Here is a 20018-nt window from a genome sequence, read left to right on the forward strand (position 1 = left end):
GCACTTTGGACAACGTTGTGCAAAGTGCGGTCAACAAAAAGGAAATGGTGAGATGAAATTAAAGTTAGTGAAGTATGCGCTACCACTGGCAGTTGCAGTCGCATTGGCGGGCTGTCGTTTGAGCGATGTTAAATCCGATGGCACGACCGATCAGCCGGTGTGGCCGAAAGTGGAAGATGCCGGTGTGAATTTCAGCGGTTCGCAGTATGGCATTTGGCCGAACTGGGATAACGTGCGCATGATCGAAAAAGGCATGAACAAAGATCAGCTGTATTATCTGATCGGCAGACCGCACTTTAGCGAAGGCTTGTTTGCGGTGCGTGAATGGGATTATGTGTTCAACTACCGTCAAAACGGTGAGCATAAAATTTGTCAATACAAAGTGTTGTTCGACAAAGACATGAATGCCCAATCATTCTTCTGGAAACCGACCGGCTGTAACAATCAGTATGAACTGTCGGGCGACTTCTTGTTTGATTTTGACTCGGCGACCTTGAGCGCCAAAGGCAAATCGACGATTGATGAAGTGGCGCGTGGTTTAAATGTGAGTGGCAGCAAAGCGCTGACAGTGGACGGCTATACCGATCGTTTAGGTTCGGACAGCTATAACCAACGCTTGTCACAACAGCGTGCGGAAGCGGTGAAAGCCTATTTGGTTTCGAAAGGATTTGCGGCAAGTGCAGTGACAGCAGTCGGACACGGCAAAGCAGATCAAGTGGTGGCGTGTGAAGCGGAACAAGGACAAGCATTGCGTGACTGCCTGCGTCCAAACCGCCGTGTGGTGATCTCGGCTAACTAAGCTGTTGCTAAGCTCAGTTTAAAATAAACCCTGTCATGATGATAATGACAGGGTTTTTTATGGTATAGCTCGATGTTAAGGCTTATTTAACCGGGAAGCAGGATTTTTTCAAAATTTGATCGACTTTAACGGTCGCACCGTTAACCGTATCGTTTTTCGTCAAGGTCAGGAAGCCGTTGCCCTCTTTTTCAGGGGACTGCCCGGCGTTGTTATTGCTGATGGACCAAGAGTAATCACCAACACTGAAGACAGTTGTTTCCGGATTGGATTTATCACCATCATAATCCATGGTTAAAATTTCCTCGCCTAAAGTCACTTGCGCAACTGCAGTGGCTTCGCCAAAGTGATAGCGGGCTTTTGCCTGTTTTTGATCAACACCATTTTCACATTGGTAGCTGATCCATTTTGCCGTCAAAATAGGTTCTTGATAATCTTTTACGGCGACTTGGTTATCTACGGAGTGGCTGCAAGCGATTAATACAGTAGAGCAAGCAGTAGCGAGTAACATAGTTTTTTTCAAAGACATATCTTTCTCCTTTTAGGGTGCTAGAATAGAAATCCGAGATAGGATTCCCGATAAAAATCGTTATTGGTCATGATAGTGTTCGCAGGCATACAACGTATTGCTCATTAACATCGCAACCGTCATCGGCCCAACGCCACCGGGCACTGGGGTAATAAATGCTGCATTTTCGCTGGCAGTATTAAAATCAACATCGCCAACTAAACCATTTTCGGTACGGTTTATACCGACATCAATAACTGTTGCGCCTTTTTTGATCCAATCGCCCGGAATAAAGTGCGGTTTGCCGACAGCAACGACCAAAATATCAGCTTGGCGGATATGCTGCTCTAAATTTTGCGTAAAGCGGTGAGTAACCGTGACGGTACAGCCCGCCAGTAGTAGCTCTAGCGCCATTGGTCGTCCGACAATATTTGAAGCGCCGACGACTACAGCATGCTGTTCGTACAGATTGATGCCGGTGGTTTGTAACAATTTGATGATACCATAAGGGGTACAGGCGCGCAGCAGAGGAATGCGCTGGCATAAACGCCCGACGTTGTATGGGTGAAACCCATCGACATCCTTACTCGGAGTTATACGTTCAATCACTTTGGTGGTGTCGATTTGTGCCGGCAACGGCAGTTGAACTAAAATACCATCAATTTGCGTATTATTATTCAGTTGTTCGATGAGTGCTAATAGCGTTTGTTCGTCTGTTTCAGCTGGCAAATCGTAAGATTGCGAATAAATGCCCAGCTCCGCACAGGTTTTGCGTTTGCTGCCGACATAGACTTGTGAAGCCGGATCGGCACCGACTAAAATGACAGCTAGCCCCGGCGGCCGTTTACCTTCACGTATACGATCACGGATTTTTTCTGTAATCTCGGTGTTTATCTGAGCTGCAATATGTGTGCCGGAAATAATTTGCGCAGACATTTATTAATCCTTTTTTAGTAATACTCTAACGAATTAGGTTATTTTGGCAGAAAAAAGCGGGGATTGTAAGAGGAAATTCGTTAAAAAATAAGCGACTGAACTAAAAAAGATAAAAAGTGATTGACGAAAAATTTCAGACTCTTATAATGCACGCTACTTGTCGGCGAGTAGCGCAGCTTGGTAGCGCAACTGGTTTGGGACCAGTGGGTCGTAGGTTCAAATCCTATCTCGCCGACCACTTCTTTCTTCCCTTATTTATATATCCAACTAATGATGCAATAACCGTGCGCCCTTAGCTCAGCTGGATAGAGCAACGGCCTTCTAAGCCGTAGGTCACAGGTTCGAATCCTGTAGGGCGTGCCATTTATCTATTTTTGAATCATCGTGCTTTAATCAATGTGCGATTAGCTATTGCTGATCTCGTGATTTGACAAAAATAATATTATTGCTAGAATAAAAAATAAGCGGGCGTTCCCCAACGCTCGCTTATTAAGGTTATGATCTGCTACATTCCAGTAGGCGAACTACTTGTTAGTAGTAAGCAAGGCAGAATAACGATTAGATACATTATTAAACGTTTCATAAAGGTTTCCTTGTCGATATAAATCACAAGGTCTGCAACTAGCCCCACTAGCTACCCACTGGTGGGGCTGTTTATTTGCAGACCCACCTATGCTTTCATAAGCACCTCAAAATTCTAGCATAATTTTCTTAATATCTTAATATGACATTATTCATGAACTTTCCGAAAATAAAGTCATAAATCGCTTGTTATTCATCGATAATCGTGTTCTAATGCGCCACAGCTAGACGAGGTTTATTTAAGTTCGATATTTCCTGCACTTCCTTAATACAAATTTTATTTTGTTTTCCTGAAAGTCTTTGAATACCAATCTCTATCTAAGTTCAAGTGTTAGCAAACAGCTTATTTTCAAGCAACTTTATTTAAAATTATTGATTAAGGATGACAGCATGTCTAAATTAACAGGCTCTGTAAAATGGTTCAACTCAACTAAAGGCTTCGGCTTCATTACTCCGTCAAACGGTGGTAAAGACCTATTCGTTCACTTCTCTGGTATCGTTGGTGACAACTATAGAACTTTAGAAGAAGGTGCGCGTGTAGAATTCAACGTACAAGATTCTCAACGCGGCCCAGCAGCTGTGGATGTTGTTGTACTGTAACTGTAAAGTGCGGTTCGCCAAAGCATATGATTAAGCCTCCTTCGGGAGGTTTTTTATTGGGTTAATTTTAGGCTCTGTTATTCTTTATGAACTATGTTGTGACATTCTCGTTAATGCCTTGCTAGCCAATTGTTGTTTCAGAAAATAATCTGTGAGGTGAGTAACAATTTGACTCCGGATGATTTGTCTTACATGTGCTTTTTTGCCTAGAATCAAGGGTACTGATTGATTTTATGGATGTTTTCTATGGCAGATTCGCGCGCTTACTCTCTTAAAAAACTGAGCCTCTATCCTTTTGCAATGGCAAGACAGAGCAAGGTTATTCAGTTTTTACTCTCCATTCTTTTTGGTTTGGGCATGATGTATTGGTTGTCCGACCCCAGCTTTACCCAAACCCAGAACTTGGTATTGTTGTTACTTTTTTTGGCTATTGCACTATGGATTACCGAAGCCATTCCGCCGTTTTCTGTAGGGATATTGGTGATTGGCTATCTGGTGGTGGTGATGGGCACCGACGAAAACCAGCATGCGATGCGCTATGTACAAACCTGGTCTGACGGGGTGATTTGGCTTTTCTTGGGTGGTTTCTTTTTGGCGGAGGGAATGAAGAAAACCCGTTTAGATGAAGCGTTGCTGGGGATTTTATTGCCTAAATTTGGCAAGAAACCGGAATTTATCTTATTGGGGTTGATGCTGACCACGGCAGTTATTTCAATGTTAATGAGTAATACCGCAACGACTGCGATGATGATAGCAACGGTTAGCCCGATTTTTGCTTCGCTAGATAAAAAATCCAATTTTTCTCGCGCCCTGCTGCTGGGAATCCCAACGGCAGCTTCTATTGGTGGCATGGGAACAATCATCGGCTCGGCACCAAATGCCATTGCTGTTGGCGCTTTGGAAGCGGTTGGGATTAGTATTTCGTTTTTAGAGTGGATGGTCATCGGTGTACCGATTGCGTTGTTGCTACTATATATTTTTTGGCGAATTTTGCTGCGCCGCTATCGTGTGGGACGTGAGGAGATGACGGTTCAATTTGCATTGCCAACCGTAGAGCATAGTGACCAGTTGAGCAGTAAGGAACTTCGACTGCAAAAAAATATTATGATGGTGGTGTTGGGCATAACACTATTTTTCTGGTTGACCTCTAAATGGTTTGGTATTCCGATTGCGGCGGTATCGGGTATTCCGATTGTCGCGCTTACTATGTTGGGTGTCTTGGATGCCGATGATGTACGTGCTTTGCCGTGGGATACCTTAATGTTGGTTGCCGGAGGTCTTGCACTGGGAATGGCAATTCAGGAACAGGAGCTGGCAGCGCATTTTGTTGATAAGTTGAGCGGCGTGCAAATTAATTTCTATTTGTTGATGTTGTTGTTTGGCTTTATTACCGTGTTGTTGTCTAATTTTATGAGTAATACTGCTGCAACTACTATTTTAGTGCCTATTGCGCTGTCTTTGATGAGCATTTCCAGTGGCGATTTCAGCCCGGCAACCTTACCTTTAATCATTGCATTAAGTGCTTCTTGTGCACTACTGCTACCGGTGTCGACGCCACCCAATGCGATTGCTTTTAGTACCGGCTTGATCAAGCAGTCCGAATTTAGGTTAGGAGGTGTCTCAATGGGGTTATTGGGACCGGTGAGCAGTATCGTGTGGGTGTTGGCAGTGACGTCGATTTTTAATTAGCTGATAAATAAAACCGCACTTTGCTATCGTAATGCAAAGTGCGGTATAGGGGCTGTTGCGCTTTGTCTATAACTCAAATTATAAACCAAGATCAACAGATCCTAGTATCAATAATTAAGGTTTGTAGATCGTTTCTACGCCCTCTTCATCTTCTTCTGACCAGTCATCATCCCAATCGTCATCTTCGCTACTGTCACTGTGGGCGGCGATTTGTTGTTGATGGTAGTCATCCCATTTAAATTTCACCTCTTCTGTTTCAGGTTCGGCTGAGAGCGTTTCGCGTGGATTATCCTCGATAAATTGCATAATATCACGGCACAGTGCCTGAACATTTTTGCCGGTAACGGCTGAAATCAGGTAGTAATCTTCCTGCCAGCCTACACGCTCGACAATTTCAGCGGCTAGGGCTTCTGTCTCTTCGGCGCTTAAGGTATCGATTTTATTGAACACCAGCCAGCGTGGTTTTTCTGCCAGCGCTTCACTGTATTGATACAGTTCTGATTCAATAATGGCGATATTGTCCGCTGGATCGCTTTGATCGATCGGATTCAGATCGACCAAGTGAATTAACACGCGGCAGCGTTCCAAATGCTTCAGAAAACGAATCCCCAAGCCGGCACCGTCGGAAGCCCCCTCGATCAGACCGGGAATGTCAGCAATCACAAAACTGCGGTTAGCGTCCACTCTGGCGACGCCTAGGCTCGGCACCAGCGTGGTAAACGGATAATCCGCCACTTTTGGCTTGGCGGCAGAAACCGCGCGGATAAAGGTAGATTTACCGGCATTGGGTAGTCCCAACATTCCCACATCAGCCAGCAACATTAACTCCAGTTGTAAATCGCGTTTTTCACCAGTCGTACCGTTCGTTTTTTGACGTGGTGCGCGATTGATCGAGGATTTGAAACGTGTATTGCCCAAACCGTGATAACCGCCTTTAGCTACTAACAGTTTCATGCCGTGCTGGGTGAGATCACCAACTGTTTCTTGGGTGTCGTGATCGATTGCCCGAGTACCGACCGGCACACGCAGCGTGATATCTTTGCCGCGATGTCCGGTGCAATTGGCGCTGCGTCCGTTTTCCCCGCGTTCGGCGGCAAAACGTTTTTCGAAACGGTAGTCGATTAAGGTATTCAAGTTTTCATCGGCAACCAAATAAACATCACCACCATCACCGCCGTCGCCGCCGTCAGGGCCACCTTTCGGCACATATTTTTCGCGGCGGAAGCTGACACAACCGTTGCCGCCGTCGCCGGCTTCAATGCGAATTAACGCCTCATCAATAAATTTCATCTGTTTCTCCTGTTCGTCTGACTCTTTATCACGTTATTTCATTATGATTTCTTGGGACGACGAAATAAAAAAGTATGCCCGATTGCCGAGCACAGGGCACCGGTAACCACCACACAGGCACCGATATACGATAATAGGTTTAAATCCGGCAACGCAAAAGCGTGAGGTGCGGCCAGATAGGCGATTTCCGAAAATAAAATAGTAAACAGCGGAGTCAGCGTAATGATTGCGCTGACTTTAGACACTTCCCAACGGTTGATCGCTTCGGCATAACAGCCGTAAGCAACTAACGTATTTAAACAACAAAATGCCAAACAAAACAACTCTAACAGCGGCAGACGGCTGACGCTGCCAACCTCTGCCATCGGTGTGAACAATAGGGCGCTGCCGGTATAAAATATCAGTAAAATCTGTTGAGAATTGAAACGGCGCAGCATCAGTTTTTGTGCTAAACCATAGCCAACCCAAATCAGTGCAGCAGATAGGCTGAGTAACACACCTTTGGTGTAGGTTGTCATACTGGTCAGTAATTCTGCTAAGCGTTCGTTAAAAAACAGCAGCAAGCCGATAACCAATAAAACTGCACCGATTTTTTGTGTCGGACCAATCAATTCTTTCAAGAAAACCGCACTTGCTATCATCATTAAAAAGGGGGAGACTTGCGCGATCACTTGCGTCACTGCCGGATCCAAATAGCTTAACGAAGTGTTGAACAGTAAAAAATTGCCGCTGAGTGCAATGATACCAATAATCGTTAGCCAACGAAAACGCGGGCTCAGCAACAATTTAGCCTGTGGCAATTTATCTAAAAATTTTAAAATGATCAGCAAGCCGACAGCAGCTACCGAAAAGCGGTACCAAACGATAGTACTGCTGTCCATAAAACGTAAAATCGGTTTTAATGCCAACGGCACCATACCCCAGCAAACTGCTGTGGTTAAGGCAAACAAAAAACCACTGACCGATTTCTTCATCTCTTTTGTTGTGTCCAATTGTGTTGTATCAATTTTACCGCACTTTTTACCTGATAAAAGTGCTAATAAAAAACCCCGCGCTATAAAAGTGCGGGGTTCTTCAACTCTGAAATTAAATTAGTCAGCGATAATACTTACGTATTTGCGATTTTTATCGCCTTTCACTTCAAATTTAACTTTACCGTTTGCCGTTGCAAACAGAGTATGATCGCGACCAAGTCCAACATTAGTGCCTGCGTGGAATTTAGTACCACGTTGACGAACAATAATGCTACCGGCTAATACTGATTCACCGCCAAAGCGTTTAACACCAAGACGTTTACTTTCAGAGTCACGACCGTTGCGAGTGGAACCACCAGCTTTCTTATGAGCCATTTTCGATCTCCTCTAAATTAGGCACTGATGCCAGTGATTTTCACTTCTGTGAACCACTGACGGTGACCTTGTTGTTTACGACTGTGTTTACGACGACGGAACTTAACGATTTTAATTTTATCGCCACGACCGTGTGCAACGACTTCAGCCACTACTTTACCACCATCAACTAATGGGGCACCAATTTTTACATCTTCACCGTTGACGACCATCAACACTGAGTCGAACTCAACTGTTTCACCAGTTGCTACTTCAAGTTTCTCTAAACGAACAACTTGACCTGCGCTCACTCTGTGTTGTTTACCGCCACTTTGGAAAACCGCGTACATAGAAAAAACTCCGCTAAAATATGTGCCGAATAAACGAATTGCCTGTTTATATCGTATGGCACAATCAAAATTCATATAAATAGGGTGCGGATTTTACGCAAAAAATTGCCTGATAGCAAGCAACTATTTTGGATAAGTTTAAAATATTTGATCCTTGTGCAGGATTGATTTTAGAAATTCGATAAATTCGGGTACAATGCGGCTTTCCGAAATAATTATTGACGTGGCAAGTTTGCAATCATGACAGGACATCAACCCTTCGATCTAAAAAAGATCCAGACACTTTGCGCTGAAGACATGCACGCTGTCAATGCGCTGATTTTGGCGCAGATGAATTCAGATGTAGTGCTGATCAATCAATTGGGACACTATATTATCAGCGGTGGCGGCAAACGCATTCGCCCGATGATCGCCATTTTGGCAGCGCGGGCGTTGGGGTATCAAGGTACGGCGCATATCACCGCTGCTACTTTTATCGAATTTATTCACACGGCAACGTTGTTGCATGATGATGTGGTGGATGAGTCGGATATGCGACGCGGCAAAGAGACCGCCAATGCGCTGTTCGGCAATGCGGCGAGTGTCTTGGTCGGGGATTTTATCTATACTCGTGCTTTTCAATTGATGACGTCCTTGGTCTCGTTGAAGATCCTGAAGATCATGTCGGATGCCACCAATGTGATCGCCGAAGGGGAAGTGTTGCAACTGATGAATTGTAATGACCCTGACACCACCGAGCAAAGCTATATGCAGGTGATCTACAGCAAAACGGCGCGCCTGTTTGAAGCCGCAACGCAATGTGCCGCGATTGTCACCGAAGCGAATGAAAAGATTGAACAGGCGCTGGCTGATTACGGGCGTTATCTCGGCACTGCGTTTCAATTGGTGGACGATGTGCTGGATTACAGCGCTGACCAACAGGCATTGGGCAAAAATATTGGTGATGATTTAGCCGAAGGCAAACCGACATTGCCGTTATTACATGCGATGCAACACGGTGATGCTGAACAACAAACGATGATTCGTAATGTGATTGAAAATGGCAGCGGACGCGATCAACTGCCGCAAGTGTTGGCAGCAATGCAACAACACGGCTCTTTAGACTATGCAATGCAAAAAGCACAGGACGAAGCACAAAAAGCGGTGGCTGCACTAGCTCCACTGCCTGAAAGCGATTATAAACAAGCACTGGTTGCGTTGGCATATCTTTCTGTTGACCGCACTTACTAAGAAAAAATATGATGACTGAATTAGACTTAAACACTAAAAGTGCGGTCTGCGAAACTGCACCAACCACTGAACCGCACTTTGTATCTGTGCGTGCCAAACGGCGTAAACAAAAAGAGCAAGGTCCGTTTGTACGTCCTAACCTGGCATTGCCGAACGGACACAACAAACTGCTGTTGCACTCCTGCTGTGCGCCTTGCTCCGGCGAAGTGATGGAAGCGATTTTGGCCTCGGGCATTGAATTTACCATCTATTTTTACAACCCGAACATTCATCCGCTGAAAGAGTATTTGATCCGTAAAGAGGAAAATATCCGCTTCGCCGAAAAATTTAATATTCCGTTTATCGATGCCGATTATGATCGCCAAAACTGGTTCGATCGTGCTAAAGGCATGGAAGACGAGCCGGAACGCGGCATTCGCTGCACCATGTGTTTTGATATGCGTTTTGAAAAAGCGGCGGAATATGCCCATGAAAACGGTTTTCCGGTGTTCACCAGCTGTCTGGGAATTTCCCGTTGGAAAGATATGCAGCAAATCAACGGTTGCGGTCACCGTGCAGCGGAAAAATATGATGATGTGGAATATTGGGACTACAATTGGCGTAAAGGCGGTGGCTCGCAACGCATGATCGAGATCAGCAAGCGTGAACGTTTTTACCAACAAGAATATTGTGGCTGCGTCTATTCGTTGCGTGATACCAACAAATGGCGTGAAGCGACAGGTCGGCAAAAAATTGAAATTGGTAAACTGTATTATTCAGTTGATGAGAGTACAGCCTAAGTCACAGTAAAAATAGACAATTGCTTTACCTCAACAAATAAAGGTCGTAAACTAGCCAAATCTTGAGCCTTTTTCAAAAGAACTGTGCGGCAAGAACATTACTTTATTATTCATTTAGAGGATTAATCCATGAAACGTTTTTATCAATTTTTTACTTTCGTATTTGTTGCATTGGCGGTTGTCGCTTGTGGTGACAAAAATGCTGATTTAAAGGCAGATTTGCAAGCTTTTGACGCAGCAACCGAACAAAACGGTAATTTAGCTGAAATTCAAAAATTCCAAACCGAGTTGATGAGTGCGGCAACACCGGAAGATCAAGCGGTAATCTTCAACAAAATTGCAGATAAATATAAAGAAATCAAAGCCAGTGTTGAAGGTTTAAAAATCAAAACGGCTGAAGCCAAAGCGTTACAAGGCAAATTTACTTCTGGTTTTGATGATTTCATCAAATTAATGACAGATTCAGCCATTTACGTTGTCACCCCACCAACCGCAGAACAGCAACAAGCGCTGGTGACCTTACAACAACAAGCAACGACTAAATTGCTGGAAGCGGCACAAGGTATCCAAACCTTAAAAGAACAAGTTGAGAAAAAATAAATTTCTCTAATATATTAAAAGCCCGCAATGCGGGCTTTTTTGTACGAATAATTGATTTGATATAAAGATGAAAAAAATAAAATATCAATTGCGCCAATGGCGTATTGCATTAGGTAAATGGATCCTAGACAAAACTAAACCTATGCCTGATAACATCGAGCTAAAAAGCGTACTGTTCCTGCGTCAAGACGGAAAAATTGGCGATTATATTGTTAGCTCTTTTGTTTTTCGTGAGCTGAAAAAATATAATCCAGCAATAAAAATTGGCGTAGTTTGTAGCGATAGATCGTTGTTTGAAAAAAATCCTCATATCGATACGCTTTATCCGGTCAGAAGAAAACATATTTTGGATTATATTAAAGTGGGGTTTAAATTGCGCAAAGTGCGGTACGATGCGTTAATTGATCCGACGGTATTTGTGCGCAATCGCGATTTATTGCTGATTCGGTTGATTAATGCCAGAGTCAATATCGGCTACCTTAAGCAAAACTATCACCTGTTTAACCTGAATATTGATGATCAACGGTTGCATTTTTCTGAGGTTTATCAAACGGCATTAATGTATTTGGGATTGGATAATATTGATAGGCAATATGATATCCCCTCGGATCCGCAAAGTGTGATTGAGATATCGCAATTTTTAGAAAAAAATCAATTAACTGATTATATTGCAATTAATTTTTTTGGTGCACCTAGATCGCGTAGATTTGTTGCGGAGAAGATCCGTTTGATATTGGCAGATTTGAGAGCGAAAGTTGCGGATAGAAAAATTGTAGTATTGACTTATCCGGCAGTAACGCCGATGTTGAAAGAACTTATAGGCGCTGATAATAATGTGTATTTATATGAAAATACCACATCGATTTATCAGAGTATAGAGCTTATTCGCCATGCTAATTTAGTCATATCACCAGATACATCCGTGATTCATATTGCTTCCGGCTTCAATAAAAAAATTATTGCATTTTATCACCGCCATGATCTGGGGTTGGCAAACTGGGGACCTAAAAGTGAGGAAACAACGCATATAGTTTGCTATCAGGATAATATTAATGAAATTAATCCCGAGGATATTCGAAAAGAGTGGTTATTTGAGTAGAAACACGTTTTATTATTATGAATATCGTCGCCAATAAATTTTAATATACAGAGTTAAGCAAATGACTAAAAAACTTCCCATCACCGTTACGATGTTAGTGAATAATTCAGAAAAATATTTATCACAAGTCCTGACTGCCCTTACGGATTTTGATGAAGTGTTACTGCTGGATAACGGTTCGACAGACAGCACATTGACGATTGCGCAGCGCTTTGACAATGTAGTGGTTTATCACTCGCCGTTTATCGGTTTTGGTCCGCTCAAAAATTTGGCGGCACAACAAGCAAAGCATGATTGGATTATCAATATTGATAGTGATGAAGTGTTTCCTGAAGCGCTTATCAATGAGCTTAAAACCCTGGATTTAACCGAAACTAATAAAGCATACGCTATTTTGCGCTTGAATCATTATCGCGGTAAAGTGATCAAAACCTGCGGTTGGTATCCTGATTATGTTAAACGATTGTATAACCGCACTTTAGTTACGTTCAATGATAAGCAAGTACATGAATCCTTAGATATTCCACAAAATGTTGAATTAGTGAAGTTAAAGCAGCATTTTTTGCACTACTCTTTTGACGGTGCCAGTGCGTTGATCAATAAAATGCAGCAGTACACCACACTGTTTGCAGAGCAAAATAAATTTAAAAAACGTGCTTCAGTATTCAGTGCAATCACACACGGCGTATCGGCATTTATTAAAAATTATCTGCTGAAAAAAGGGTTTTTAGACGGACAAGACGGTTTTGTCATCGCCTGTGCCAATGCAATGGGGGCATATTATAAATACATTAAATTGATGGAAGCGAATCAACGCTTACAAGCGTCATTGATTGTCACCACCTATAACCGCCCGGACGCACTAAGTGCGGTTTTACAATCTGTCTTGGTGCAAAAAACATTGCCAAAAGAAGTGATTATCGCTGATGACGGCTCGACGGACGAAACCAAAACGGTGATTGAGCAATACCAAGCGATTTTTCCGGTGCCGTTGATCCACAGTTGGCAACCGGATACCGGTTTTAAACTGGCTGAGTCCCGAAATCGTGCGTTAGCACAAGCAACGGCGGATTATATTGTGGTGATTGACGGCGATATGGTGATGCACTCTCAGTTTATTCAAGATCACTTAAAAGCAGCTAAAAAAGGCATCTTTATTCAGGGCAGTCGAGTGGTGTTACCTCAGCCAAAAACCGCTGAAATCCTAAAGCAACCGACGAAGTATCCTGAAATAAAATGGTATCAAAAAGGGATTGAAAAGCGTTTGGAAAAGCGCCTTTCCGCTTGCCATTTACCATGGTTAAATTCGATTTTACATAAAGAAAAGCGTGATTATTACAAAGGGATTCGGGGCTGCAATATGGCATTTTTCCGTGAAGATGCCCTGGCGGTAAATGGGTTTAATAATGATTTTGTCGGCTGGGGGCGTGAAGACAGTGAATTTGTGGCACGCCTATTTAACAATGGCGTAAAACGCAAAGATATTCGTTTTGCCGCGATTGCTTATCACCTATGGCACAATGAAGCCGAGCGTGATGCCCTGCCGGAAAATGACCGTTTGTTAAAAAATGTCATTGAGCAAAAATTAACAACTTGTGAAAATGGTGTAGCACGATTTTTAAATCATTCTACCGAATTAATGGATTAAATTAAGGGCTTATGCTAACAAAGTTACCTATCAATATTAACGATTTGCTTCATCAACGTACGGTTGAAAGTGAACGTATTGAATATAAAGCGGGTTGGAATCCCGAGGCGATTTTGCATACCCTTTGCGCCTTTGCCAATGACTTTCATAATATCGGCGGCGGATATATTTTGATCGGGCTTGATGAGCAACAAGGGCAGCCTCAGTTGCCGCCAGTTGGGTTATTGCCGCAACAAATTGATTCCATTCAAAAAGAATTGCTAAATTTAGGATATTCGGCGATCTTCCCACATTATCATCCACTGACAGCAACCTATGAAATTCAAGGTAAAACCATTCTGGTGTTATGGGCACCAGGTGGTGAAATGCGCCCTTATCGTGCCAAGCTCAGTTTGAGTGATAAAAAAAGTGATTGGGGCTATTACCTGCGTAAACACACGAGTACTGTAAAAGCTTCCGGTGAGGATGAGCGAGAGTTATTGGGGTTAGCAGCCAGTGTACCATTTGATGATCGTTATCGTCAGACAGCAAGGTTGGACGATCTTTCCCCCCGTTTGATGCGAGATTTTCTTGAAGAAGTCAACAGTGAATTAGCGAGTGAGGCTCAATTGTTTGAGTTGGAAACACTGGCGCGCAGAATGAATATTGTGGGTGGACCAAGTGAAATGGTACTACCAAAAAATGTCGGCTTGCTTTTTTTTAATCCTCATCCAGAGCAATTTTTTCCGGCAACGCAGATTGATATTGTTTATTTTTCTGACGGGGTTGGCGGTGATCGTTTTGAAGAAAAAATTTTCAAAGGTCCTCTCGGGCGTATTACTCGGGATGCTCTAGCCTACATTCAGAGCAACTACATCAAAGAGGGCGTGATAAAACTTGCACACCAAGCAGAGGTTGAGCGTTTTTGGAATTTTCCGTTTGCGGCAATAGAAGAAGCTGTGGTCAATGCGGTGTATCATCGCTCTTATCAAATTCGTGAGCCGATCGAAATTCGGATTGATCGGCAAGCCTTAGTGGTATTGAGCTTTCCTGGTCCAGATCGTGCTATTCGGCTGCAAGATCTTCAATCAGGAAATGCTGTGAGCCGCCGCTATCGTAATCGTCGGATTGGAGAGTTTTTGAAGGAATTGGAACTCACTGAGGGGCGATCGACGGGAATCCCCAAAATATTGCGCATGATGCAGCAAAATGGTTCGCCACCACCTGAATTCGAAACTGATGATGATCGTAGCTATTTTTTGATTCGTTTGCCGATACATCAGGGATTTGAACAAGTAACCGAACAAGTAACCGAACAAGTAACCGAACAAGTAAATAATCAGGTAAGTGCGACAACTCTTGCTTTGTTAGAGGCATTAGCTACTCAGCCACTCAGTACAAAAATGCTATTACAAACATTATCTTTACTACATCGCCCGACATTTATGGACAATTATTTGAAACCGGCGGTAGCTGCTGGCTTGGTCGAGATGACGGAACCTGACTCACCTCGTAGTCCAACACAAAAATACCGTTTAACGGTGTTAGGGCAAAATGCCTTATTGGCAAATAAACGCGCATAGCATTGTTATATGACCAAATGAGGCATTATGTTTTTTTTACTTTATAACATCTTAATTTATCTCATTCAGCCCTTCATCCTGCTGTTCACCCTTTTCCGTAGCCGCAAATCCCCAGCGTATCGGCAGCGGTTGAATGAACGTTATGGTATTTATAAGAGAAACAATATTGTGCCACAGCCAAATGGGGTGTTGATTCATGCGGCGTCCGTTGGCGAGGTGATGGCGGCGCAGCCGTTGGTGAATACGATTTTGGCTGAATATCCGCAGTTGGCGCTGACGATTACCACAGTGACACCGACCGGTTCGGAGCGGGTCAAATCGGCCTTTGGCAATCGCGTGACACACATCTATCTTCCTTATGACACCCCGACTGCCATGGCACGCTTTATACGTTTTGTGCAGCCGAAGCTCTGTATTGTGATGGAAACCGAATTGTGGCCGAACTTTATTGGTCAGTTAGCGAAACGTAATATTCCGTTAGTGATTGCCAATGCTCGTTTGTCGGCTCGCTCGGCAACGCGTTATGGCAAATTGAAAAAAATTGTGCACCAGATGTTGTCGCAAATTACACATATTGCCGCGCAGGACAGTATTAGCGCCAGCCGGTACCTGAGTTTGGATTATGACAAATCACGTCTGAGTGTGATGGGCAATCTAAAGTATGATTTAAGTCTCAGTGCGGTATTACAGCAACAAATCGCAGAACTACGCCAAACATGGCTGCCAAGCAAGCGTCCGGTGTGGATTGCCGCCAGTACCCACCAAGGCGAAGATGAAATTATCTTGCAAGCGCACCACACTTTGCTGCACCGTTATCCCGATTTATTGTTGCTGCTGGTGCCACGCCACCCGGAACGTTTTCAAGCCGTATATGACCTGATTGAAAAATCGGGGCTAAGTGCGGTACGGCGTTCGGCGCAGCAAGTGCCGGGTGCAGAAACGCAAGTGATGTTGATTGATTCAATGGGCGAGCTGATGTTGATGTACGGCATCAGCGATATCGCTTTTGTTGGCGGCAGCTTATTGCCGATCGGCGGACACAATCCGCTGGAACCACTGGCGTTTAAACTGCCGGTAATCTCTGGTAAACACACTTTTAATTTTCCAGAGGTGTTCAGCGCTTTGCGAACGGTGAACGGTGTGATTGAAATCGAGAGTCAAAGCCAGGCGTTGGCGAAGCAAGTCGATGGGTTACTGTCAACGCCAACACTGGCACAACGCTATGGCGAAGCAGGCTATCAGGTATTAATGGAAAATCGCGGCGCACTGGATCGTTTGATGTTATTATTGCGCCCTTATCTGGAAAAATAGGACACTGAAGATGCAAACTACCGTGATCTACCCCGGCACATTTGACCCGATTACCAACGGGCATCTGGATATTATTGAGCGCAGTGCGTTGCTGTTCCCGAAAATTATCGTGGCGGTGGCGGCCAGCCCCAGTAAAAAGCCGTTGTTTGAGCTGGAACAGCGGATTGAACTGGTGCAGCAATCATGCCGACACTTGGCGAATATTGAAGTCATCGGTTTTTCCGGTTTACTGGCCGAGGTGATCAAGCAATATCAGGTCAAGGCGATTATTCGCGGCGTGCGGGCAGTGGCGGATTTTGAATATGAGCTGCAACTGTCACATTTGAACCGCTTGCTGACCCATGGTGTAGAGAGCCTGTTCTTTCCGCCGTCGGATCGTTGGTCATATGTTTCCTCGACCATGATCCGTGAAATCAGCTTACACGGTGGCGACACGCAAGCCCTTGTGCCACAAGTGGTATATCAGGCGTTGCAGCAAAAACACGCCAAACATCAACAGACCCTAGACGTGAAAGCTTAAAAATGATAACCGGTGAGCAGCTGTTGCCAATTCTGTTCGCTGAATTGAATCTGCATTCTGCCGATTTCTTTGAGAAAAGAGCGGTGCAGCCGTGCCAAATTATCGGCTTTCCAATTATCACCACTGAGAAAATCACACTTATCAAAATCAATCAGCCAAAATTTGTGCTGCCCCTGTTGCTGTTGCAACAAAATATTGTGTGCGTTTAAATCACGGTGGCATACTTGCAGATCGTGCATCTGCCGAATCAAGCCGCCAATCTCCTGCCACTGTGGCTCGCTCAGGGTTTGTTGCTGTAAAAGTGCGGTCAAATCCTGTGCGTTTTCGATTTTCTGCAACAAAATATCTGCTTGGTAGCCGATGGTTTTTTTTATGACCCGTGCTGCAATCGGCTGTGGCACCGGTAATCCGGCTTTGTGCAACCGACGCAACATCTCGAATTCGGTAAAGCTGCGGCTGTTTTTCAATGCACAATCAAAGTAGCGGTCACGGTTGAATTTTGCCGACCAGCCGCCGCGGTAGTAGTGACGCAGCGCCAGATTTTTGCCGATATCCAAATCGTCGGCTTGCAGAAACCAAGTGATCCCACGCCCTTTGGCTTGCCCGATCACTCGTTGCTGCTGCTGCCAATATTCAATATCAAACAGTTGTTCAGGCGCCAGTGTGGTGTTGCTATTCAGGAGAAAGTATTGGTTGCCGTGTTGAATGTAAGCCATCGTATTGTCCGCAGATTAACATGGTAATTTTTCGATTTTACTTTAGAATAAATCAAATCCCAATCAAAAATCCTTTAATTATGCAGAAAGTTATGGCAAAACAACCGCTTTTTACCCAAGCTCCTGAAAAAATTTGTATCTTGCGCCTCTCGGCGATTGGTGATGTGTGCAATGCGATTGCCATGGTGCAACAGATCCAACGCCACTATCCAAGCACGGAAATCACCTGGATTGTCGGCAAAACCGAAGCTCAGCTGGTATCGGTGTTGCCGAAGGTGAAAACTGTGGTGTTTGATAAAAAGTGCGGTTGGCGTGGTGTATTGGCGATTTGGCAACAATTGAAAAACCAACGTTTTGATGCGCTGCTCAATATGCAAACCGCACTTCGGGCGTCTGTGCTGTCGTTGGGGATTAAAGCTAAGTATAAAATTGGATTCGCGAAAAAACGGGCACGTGAAGGGCAGTGGTTGTTCACCAACCGTACCATCAACGAGCCGCAAAATCCGCATGTTTTGGACGGATTCTTGGCGTTCGCGCAAGCCATCGGCGTGCCGCCAAGCCCGCCTCGTTGGGATATTCCACTGACGGCGGCAGATCGGGAGTATGTCCGCAGTCTGATTGATCCGAGCCGAAAAAATCTGCTGATTTGCCCTTGTTCCAGTAAAGCAGAAAAAGATTGGACGGTCGAGGGGTATGTGGCGGTGGCTCGTTATGCTGCTGAACAGAATATCAATGTCATTCTTGCGGGCTCTCCTGCGCCACGCGAAGTGGCGATGGCAGCTGAAATTGCGCAAAAGAGCGGTATTGTGTTGACTAATGTGGTCGGTAAAACCTCGCTGTTACAGCTGATGGCATTGATTGATAGCGTGGATTTGCTGATTTCGCCGGATTCCGGTCCGGCGCATATGGCAACCACGCAAGGCACACCGGTGATTGGGTTATATGCGGTGCACAATCCGCTGCGCACCGCACCGTATAACAATCTGGCCAATGTGGTGTCGGTGTATGAACAAAATATTCAGGCGCAATACGGCAAACCCTCCGCCGAACTGCCTTGGGCGACCCGCGCCAAAGGTAAAGATTTGATGCAACAGATTCAGGTGCAAGAGGTGATTGCTCAGATGAAAGGAGTGTTGGGAATTAGTTGATTGGTACAACTAGAACATCCTTTACATATTAACCCGATGACATCGTTTACACTTCGGGCTGTATCCCAACTTTCCTACTCTCACAAGGGCGAAGGAATTCTAATGACTACGCTCAACTCAGTTACAGTACATTATTTCCTTCTCCCTTGATGGGAGAAGGTGCCCGAAGGGCGGATGAGGGTGAGATCTCGGTACACTGCACCACACTTTACCCCTCATCCTGATTTTCGCTTCTGAACGAAGCAAAAATCTGTCCTTCTCCCACAAGGGGCGAAGGAAAAGTGCGGTATTCCAAAGCCCCAACAGAGTTGATTCATCCGTAATCTCGAATAACTTGCATACACTTCGGGTTGTACGGAACTGTTTCTTACCGTTACAATCCCTGACACCTCGGACAATAAAAACTATTCCGTTGCCCGATAACCGCACTTTCAATTTTGGTGCCGCAAGTCGGGCAAGGTTCGCCGGCTTTACCATACACATACAGCTGTTGCGCAAAATAGCCGGGGCGACCGTCCGGTTGTACAAAGTCCTTTAACGATGTACCGCCTTGACGGATTGCGTCTTTTAATACCTGTTTCACCTGTTCGACCAGTTTATAACATTGTGTGCGAGTTAAGCAGCTTGGGGGAGTAAGCGGGTGAATGCCGCACAGAAACAGGGTTTCGTTGGCGTAAATATTGCCGACACCGACTACCACTGCATTGTTCATCACAAACGATTTGATCGGCGTATTTTTATTGCGGCTTTTTTGCCAAAAATAATCCGCATTAAACTCGTCGGACAGCGGTTCGGGGCCGAGTTTGGCGAACAGCGGAAAATCGGCTAAGGTTTCGGTCCATAGCCAAGCGCCGAAACGGCGTGGATCGTTATAACGCAAAATCTTACCATTGCCGAAAATAAACTCTAGGTGATCATGTTTGTCGCGTACCGCACTTTCATCATCTATATCCACAATCCGTAACGATCCTGACATCCCTAGATGTCCGACAATATAACCCTGCTCGGTTTCTAAAATCAGGTATTTGGCGCGTCGCTGCAAGCCAGTGATACGCACGTTGTAAAACTCGCTGAGTTCGGGGCTGACTTCCCAACGCAATTTGCTGCGGTGGACACGGATTTGCTCGATTTGTTGCCCCAACACAAATGGCGCGATGCCGCGCAGGGTAGTTTCGACTTCAGGTAATTCAGGCATGATTGCTCTCTGTTTGCTTTGCGTGTTGATAACGGTATAACGCATTCTATCCAATTTTAAAGCGGCTTTCAGCACTTGTTTAAATAGGCAAGAGTGGTATAGTTTGCTTTTTATTTTCAAACTTAAAAATT

20 protein-coding genes and 2 tRNA genes are annotated in these 20018 nt (G+C 44.6%); 14 read left to right on the forward strand and 8 right to left on the reverse strand.

Annotation, left to right across the window (positions count from 1 at the left end):
• Positions 1 to 52 precede the first annotated feature (52 nt).
• Positions 53 to 799: an OmpA family protein gene (locus tag EDC16_RS11930; protein WP_132968082.1), complete on the forward strand. Its 747-nt coding sequence runs from the start codon at positions 53 to 55 to the stop codon at positions 797 to 799.
• Between the two features lie 82 nt (positions 800 to 881).
• Here the strand turns inward: EDC16_RS11930 and EDC16_RS11935 are convergent, their stop codons facing one another.
• The gene (locus EDC16_RS11935) at positions 882 to 1325 is read right to left on the reverse strand and encodes a hypothetical protein (protein WP_132968083.1); all 444 of its coding nucleotides are present in this window, start codon (positions 1323 to 1325) and stop codon (positions 882 to 884) included.
• Positions 1326 to 1385: 60 nt separating this feature from the next.
• Positions 1386 to 2240: a bifunctional methylenetetrahydrofolate dehydrogenase/methenyltetrahydrofolate cyclohydrolase FolD gene (folD, locus tag EDC16_RS11940; protein WP_132968084.1), complete on the reverse strand. Its 855-nt coding sequence runs from the start codon at positions 2238 to 2240 to the stop codon at positions 1386 to 1388.
• A gap of 161 nt (positions 2241 to 2401) precedes the next feature.
• Between folD and EDC16_RS11945 the strand changes: the two genes are divergently transcribed.
• The 4 genes from EDC16_RS11945 (at position 2402) to EDC16_RS11960 (ending at position 5111) form a co-directional block, all read left to right on the forward strand.
• Positions 2402 to 2478 (forward strand) — tRNA-Pro (locus tag EDC16_RS11945).
• Between the two features lie 48 nt (positions 2479 to 2526).
• Positions 2527 to 2603, forward strand: a tRNA-Arg gene (locus tag EDC16_RS11950).
• A 609-nt stretch (positions 2604 to 3212) separates the two neighbouring features.
• Positions 3213 to 3422, forward strand: a complete 210-nt coding sequence (gene cspE, locus EDC16_RS11955; protein ID WP_132968085.1) for a transcription antiterminator/RNA stability regulator CspE — start codon at positions 3213 to 3215, stop codon at positions 3420 to 3422.
• A gap of 357 nt (positions 3423 to 3779) precedes the next feature.
• Positions 3780 to 5111 (forward strand): SLC13 family permease, encoded by a 1332-nt coding sequence (locus EDC16_RS11960; RefSeq protein WP_416069062.1) that lies wholly within the window; start codon positions 3780 to 3782, stop codon positions 5109 to 5111.
• Between the two features lie 114 nt (positions 5112 to 5225).
• Here the strand turns inward: EDC16_RS11960 and cgtA are convergent, their stop codons facing one another.
• From cgtA to rplU, 4 genes are all read right to left on the reverse strand, one after another.
• Positions 5226 to 6401, reverse strand: a complete 1176-nt coding sequence (gene cgtA, locus EDC16_RS11965) for an Obg family GTPase CgtA (RefSeq protein ID WP_132968087.1) — start codon at positions 6399 to 6401, stop codon at positions 5226 to 5228.
• 41 nt (positions 6402 to 6442) lie between these two features.
• Entirely contained in the window at positions 6443 to 7375 is a 933-nt protein-coding gene (locus EDC16_RS11970; protein WP_132968088.1) for a DMT family transporter, read from the reverse strand.
• Positions 7376 to 7492: 117 nt separating this feature from the next.
• Positions 7493 to 7750 carry a 50S ribosomal protein L27 gene (gene rpmA, locus EDC16_RS11975; protein ID WP_132968089.1) on the reverse strand — a complete coding sequence of 86 codons (258 nt, stop codon included), beginning with the start codon at positions 7748 to 7750 and terminating at the stop codon, positions 7493 to 7495.
• A gap of 17 nt (positions 7751 to 7767) precedes the next feature.
• Positions 7768 to 8079, reverse strand: a complete 312-nt coding sequence (gene rplU / locus EDC16_RS11980) for a 50S ribosomal protein L21 (RefSeq protein WP_132968090.1) — start codon at positions 8077 to 8079, stop codon at positions 7768 to 7770.
• Between the two features lie 240 nt (positions 8080 to 8319).
• On the opposite strand from rplU, the gene ispB reads away from it, so the two are divergent.
• The 8 genes from ispB (at position 8320) to coaD (ending at position 16828) form a co-directional block, all read left to right on the forward strand.
• Positions 8320 to 9309 carry an octaprenyl diphosphate synthase gene (gene ispB / locus EDC16_RS11985; protein ID WP_132968091.1) on the forward strand — a complete coding sequence of 330 codons (990 nt, stop codon included), beginning with the start codon at positions 8320 to 8322 and terminating at the stop codon, positions 9307 to 9309.
• 8 nt (positions 9310 to 9317) lie between these two features.
• A complete protein-coding gene (locus tag EDC16_RS11990; RefSeq protein WP_416069061.1) occupies positions 9318 to 10088 on the forward strand; it encodes an epoxyqueuosine reductase QueH in 771 nt (256 codons plus the stop codon).
• 129 nt (positions 10089 to 10217) lie between these two features.
• Positions 10218 to 10688 carry a hypothetical protein gene (locus EDC16_RS11995; RefSeq protein WP_132968092.1) on the forward strand — a complete coding sequence of 157 codons (471 nt, stop codon included), beginning with the start codon at positions 10218 to 10220 and terminating at the stop codon, positions 10686 to 10688.
• A gap of 67 nt (positions 10689 to 10755) precedes the next feature.
• Positions 10756 to 11787 carry a glycosyltransferase family 9 protein gene (locus EDC16_RS12000; RefSeq protein WP_132968093.1) on the forward strand — a complete coding sequence of 344 codons (1032 nt, stop codon included), beginning with the start codon at positions 10756 to 10758 and terminating at the stop codon, positions 11785 to 11787.
• 61 nt (positions 11788 to 11848) lie between these two features.
• Positions 11849 to 13435: a glycosyltransferase family 2 protein gene (locus EDC16_RS12005; protein ID WP_132968094.1), complete on the forward strand. Its 1587-nt coding sequence runs from the start codon at positions 11849 to 11851 to the stop codon at positions 13433 to 13435.
• 11 nt (positions 13436 to 13446) lie between these two features.
• Positions 13447 to 14997, forward strand: coding sequence for a Fic family protein (locus EDC16_RS12010; RefSeq protein ID WP_132968095.1), 1551 nt, complete (start codon positions 13447 to 13449; stop codon positions 14995 to 14997).
• 27 nt (positions 14998 to 15024) lie between these two features.
• Complete coding sequence (gene waaA / locus EDC16_RS12015) at positions 15025 to 16308, forward strand: lipid IV(A) 3-deoxy-D-manno-octulosonic acid transferase (RefSeq protein WP_132968096.1); 1284 nt, start codon at positions 15025 to 15027, stop codon at positions 16306 to 16308.
• 10 nt (positions 16309 to 16318) lie between these two features.
• A complete protein-coding gene (gene coaD / locus EDC16_RS12020; RefSeq protein WP_132968097.1) occupies positions 16319 to 16828 on the forward strand; it encodes a pantetheine-phosphate adenylyltransferase in 510 nt (169 codons plus the stop codon).
• Here coaD and EDC16_RS12025 read toward each other — a convergent pair.
• Positions 16825 to 17544 carry a 3-deoxy-D-manno-octulosonic acid kinase gene (locus EDC16_RS12025; RefSeq protein WP_132968098.1) on the reverse strand — a complete coding sequence of 240 codons (720 nt, stop codon included), beginning with the start codon at positions 17542 to 17544 and terminating at the stop codon, positions 16825 to 16827. The two genes, coaD and EDC16_RS12025, sit on opposite strands and share 4 nt — an antisense overlap.
• 92 nt (positions 17545 to 17636) lie before the next feature.
• Between EDC16_RS12025 and EDC16_RS12030 the strand changes: the two genes are divergently transcribed.
• Positions 17637 to 18692 (forward strand): glycosyltransferase family 9 protein, encoded by a 1056-nt coding sequence (locus EDC16_RS12030; protein WP_132968099.1) that lies wholly within the window; start codon positions 17637 to 17639, stop codon positions 18690 to 18692.
• 373 nt (positions 18693 to 19065) lie between these two features.
• On the opposite strand, the gene mutM is transcribed toward EDC16_RS12030, so the two are convergent.
• Positions 19066 to 19887: a bifunctional DNA-formamidopyrimidine glycosylase/DNA-(apurinic or apyrimidinic site) lyase gene (gene mutM / locus EDC16_RS12035; RefSeq protein ID WP_132968100.1), complete on the reverse strand. Its 822-nt coding sequence runs from the start codon at positions 19885 to 19887 to the stop codon at positions 19066 to 19068.
• Positions 19888 to 20018: the final 131 nt, after the last annotated feature.

This window comes from Testudinibacter aquarius (assembly GCF_004342725.1).
Classification (GTDB): domain Bacteria; phylum Pseudomonadota; class Gammaproteobacteria; order Enterobacterales; family Pasteurellaceae; genus Chelonobacter; species Chelonobacter aquarius.

Coding starts and splice junctions, on each gene's coding strand:
- EDC16_RS11930 (WP_132968082.1), top strand. CDS start 53: ATGAAATTAAAGTTAGTGAAGTATGCGCTACCACTGGCAGTTGCAGTC.
- EDC16_RS11995 (WP_132968092.1), top strand. CDS start 10,218: ATGAAACGTTTTTATCAATTTTTTACTTTCGTATTTGTTGCATTGGCG.
- EDC16_RS11990 (WP_416069061.1), top strand. CDS start 9,318: ATGATGACTGAATTAGACTTAAACACTAAAAGTGCGGTCTGCGAAACT.
- cspE (WP_132968085.1), top strand. CDS start 3,213: ATGTCTAAATTAACAGGCTCTGTAAAATGGTTCAACTCAACTAAAGGC.
- waaA (WP_132968096.1), top strand. CDS start 15,025: ATGTTTTTTTTACTTTATAACATCTTAATTTATCTCATTCAGCCCTTC.
- folD (WP_132968084.1), bottom strand. CDS start 2,240: ATGTCTGCGCAAATTATTTCCGGCACACATATTGCAGCTCAGATAAAC.
- EDC16_RS12030 (WP_132968099.1), top strand. CDS start 17,637: ATGGCAAAACAACCGCTTTTTACCCAAGCTCCTGAAAAAATTTGTATC.
- mutM (WP_132968100.1), bottom strand. CDS start 19,887: ATGCCTGAATTACCTGAAGTCGAAACTACCCTGCGCGGCATCGCGCCA.
- rpmA (WP_132968089.1), bottom strand. CDS start 7,750: ATGGCTCATAAGAAAGCTGGTGGTTCCACTCGCAACGGTCGTGACTCT.
- EDC16_RS11960 (WP_416069062.1), top strand. CDS start 3,780: ATGATGTATTGGTTGTCCGACCCCAGCTTTACCCAAACCCAGAACTTG.
- cgtA (WP_132968087.1), bottom strand. CDS start 6,401: ATGAAATTTATTGATGAGGCGTTAATTCGCATTGAAGCCGGCGACGGC.
- ispB (WP_132968091.1), top strand. CDS start 8,320: ATGACAGGACATCAACCCTTCGATCTAAAAAAGATCCAGACACTTTGC.
- rplU (WP_132968090.1), bottom strand. CDS start 8,079: ATGTACGCGGTTTTCCAAAGTGGCGGTAAACAACACAGAGTGAGCGCA.
- EDC16_RS11970 (WP_132968088.1), bottom strand. CDS start 7,375: ATGAAGAAATCGGTCAGTGGTTTTTTGTTTGCCTTAACCACAGCAGTT.
- EDC16_RS12025 (WP_132968098.1), bottom strand. CDS start 17,544: ATGGCTTACATTCAACACGGCAACCAATACTTTCTCCTGAATAGCAAC.
- coaD (WP_132968097.1), top strand. CDS start 16,319: ATGCAAACTACCGTGATCTACCCCGGCACATTTGACCCGATTACCAAC.
- EDC16_RS12005 (WP_132968094.1), top strand. CDS start 11,849: ATGACTAAAAAACTTCCCATCACCGTTACGATGTTAGTGAATAATTCA.
- EDC16_RS11935 (WP_132968083.1), bottom strand. CDS start 1,325: ATGTCTTTGAAAAAAACTATGTTACTCGCTACTGCTTGCTCTACTGTA.
- EDC16_RS12000 (WP_132968093.1), top strand. CDS start 10,756: ATGAAAAAAATAAAATATCAATTGCGCCAATGGCGTATTGCATTAGGT.
- EDC16_RS12010 (WP_132968095.1), top strand. CDS start 13,447: ATGCTAACAAAGTTACCTATCAATATTAACGATTTGCTTCATCAACGT.